The sequence below is a fragment of the Candidatus Frankia nodulisporulans genome (assembly GCF_902806475.1).
In the GTDB taxonomy this organism is placed as follows: domain Bacteria; phylum Actinomycetota; class Actinomycetes; order Frankiales; family Frankiaceae; genus Frankia; species Frankia umida.
This window is the reverse complement of sequence record NZ_CADCWS010000391.1, coordinates 1-2,673: the sequence shown is the minus strand read 5'-3', so window position 1 is coordinate 2,673 and position 2,673 is coordinate 1. Positions and strand designations below refer to the sequence as shown.

Genomic DNA, 2,673 nt, shown 5'->3' with positions numbered 1-2,673 from the left:
TTCTCGACGGCGCACCGCTTCTCGACGGCGCACCGCTTCTCGACGGCGCACCGCTTCTCGACGGTGGGCCGCTCCAGGTCGACGGGCCGTCTTCGGGGGGTGCGCCGTCTTCGGAGGGTGCGGGCGCGGCGCCCGCGGGCGAGTCGGCGGCGGCGGCCGTGGACCGGATCGAGGAGGAGCTGAGCACGACGGCCCGGCGCGGCTTCGCGGTCGCGGTGGTGGTGGGCTGGCTGGCCTCGCTGATCCCGGTGATCATCCACCGGGATCAGGCCCGGTCCGTGCCGTTGTCGATGGTCATCTGGCTGGCGACGTTCCTCGTGATCGGGGCGACGGCGTGGATCAGCAAACGTCGGCCGTTGCGGCCGGCCGAGGCCCGTGGCGCGGTGCTGCTCGCCATCGCCTCCGCGGTGGGCGGGGCGTTCAACACCGTGGAACGGCCCGATGAGGTGATCGTGTGCTGGGCCACGACCATGGTCAACCCGCTGTGGCTGGCGTTCGCCGTCCTGTCGCGCCGTCGCCGGGAGCGGTACGCCGCCGCGGGGCTCGCGGCGCTGGCGATGACCATGCTCGTGCTGGCGTTGGGCGGTCGTCACGATCACCTGGTGCTGGCCCGCCTCGCCGGGGCCGTCTACGCCCTGATCATGATGCAGGTGCTGGTCACGATGTTCGGACCGGTGCTGCGGGCCAGCGCGCAGGAACGGGCGCGCTCCGAACGGCTGGCCGCCGGCGTCACCGACCAGCGGATCCTCGACATCGCGCTGCGCCAGGACCGGGAGGCCCGCCTCGCCCAGCTCGACGCCCGTTTCCTGCCCCTGCTGCGCGACATCGCCGCCGACCGGCTGGATCCGAACTCCCCCGACACCCGCGCGCGGTGCACCGCGCAGGCCCGGGCGCTGCGCCGGGAGCTGACCGGCGCCGGCCCGGAGGTCCTGGCCGACCTCGCTGGTCCGATCGAGGCGGCTGAGGCGCGGGGGGTCGCCGTCACCGTGCAGAACGACGGCCGGTTCACCGCGATCCCCCCGGCGGTCGGCGCGGAACTGCTGGCCCGCGTCTCGGCGGTGCTGTCCTCCATCGGACGGGAGACGGTGCTGCTCACCGCCTATCTCGACGCGGACCGGGCCGAGATCTACCTGTCCTACCCGGTGCGGGCGGCGACGGCGTCCACCTCGGGGAACGGCCGCGGCCCGACCCTGGGTGACTTCGGCCGGTTCGGCGAGTTCGGTCCCGCCGGCGCCGGCCTGGTGCGTTCGACGGCGTCCATGGCCGAGGGGGTCGTCTGCGTCGAACTGCGCTGGTCCGCCGACGGGACGGGCCCGCAGCCGCGCCCCTTCGACACCCCGGACGACGACCCCGACCTCCTCCCGCTGGGGGTGGACGCCGACGCGCCGGTTGTTCCGTCCACGATGGCGGGCCTGCGCGGTGCGGTGCCGGCCGGCGACGAGTCCGCCCCGGTGGGACGTGGTCTGCTGGAGTCAGCGGGACGTGGCATGGTCGAACAACCGGGTGGCGGCGGCGAGCGCCGCGCGACGTTCCGCCGGGACCAGACCGATGCGTGAGCGGCGGTCGACCAGGTCGGCCGCGGTGAGCGCCCCTTCGTGGCGGATCGCGAACAGCCACTCCGCGCCGGTGACGGCGGTCGCCGCACCCACCGGTTCGAGCAGTTCGGGCGCGTCGGCGGCCAGCGCCAGCACCCGGGGCGCCTCGGTGCCGTAGCGCTCGACGAGCCGGGCCGGCGCGGCGATCCCGGCAAGCCGTTCGCGCGGTGCCGAGCCGACGAGCCCGAGCCGCGTGGTCCGACACGGCCCGGCGGTCAGCCCGGACGCGGTGATCGCCGCGTCCACCGCGTCGGCGGCCATCCGCCGATAGGTGGTGAGCTTCCCGCCGACGACGGTGACCAGGCCGCCCGCGTCGGTGTGCACCAGATGGCGCCGTGACAGATCCGCCGTGCGGGCACCACGGGACACGCGGGACCCGCGCCCGGCGTCGCGGGGATGGCCAGCCGGCGGCCCGTCCAGCAGGGGGCGCAGACCGGCGAACGCGCCGAGCAGGTCGGCCCGGTCCAGCGGGGCGGCGAACACCCGGGAGACGACCCCGAGCAGCTCGGTGATCTCCTCCTCGTCGGGTTCGGGCACGTCGGTGATCGACTCGACCGGGACGTCGGTGAGCCCGATGTAGACCCGCCCGTCATCCTGCGGCAGCACCAGGGCGAACCGCCCGAACTCACCCGGAATCGGCACGGACAGCGCCGCTCGCCCGCCGGCGAGCACCCCCGCGCGCACCACCAGATGTGTGCCACGGCTGGGCCGCAGCCGGATACCCGGGGCGAGCGTCGGCGCCCACACCCCGGTCGCGTTGACGACCGCGCGGGCCCGCAACGTGACCGGACCGCCGCCAAGCTCGTCCGACGCCGTCACCAGGAACCCCGCCGCGCCGCCGCCCGAACCCGACCCGCGGCCGGGTTCGATCTGCTGGACGCGCAGCCTGGTCAGGACGCGGGCGCCGAAACCGGCCGCGGTGCGGGCCAGGGCGACGACCAGTCGGGCGTCGTCGACGAGCTGACCGGTCCCAGTACACCAGCCCGCCGCGCAGCCCCGTGCGCCGCAGCGCCGGGGCGAATCCCAGCGTCTCCACCGTCGTGAGCCGGCGCGGACCGGGCAGCATCTCCCGGGGCGT

1 protein-coding gene and 1 pseudogene are annotated in these 2,673 nt (G+C 75.5%); one reads left to right on the top strand and one right to left on the bottom strand.

What is annotated here, in order from left to right; genetic code table 11:
• A pseudogene (locus tag G6R24_RS20095) lies at window positions 1-1,556 on the top strand (ATP-binding protein); the annotation flags it as partial.
• Here the strand turns inward: G6R24_RS20095 and G6R24_RS20090 are convergent.
• The coding region (locus G6R24_RS20090) for a glycerol-3-phosphate dehydrogenase/oxidase (protein WP_338084481.1) at window positions 1,473-2,673 on the bottom strand (1,201 nt) is incomplete at its 5' end. The pseudogene G6R24_RS20095 and the gene G6R24_RS20090 sit on opposite strands and share 84 nt — an antisense overlap.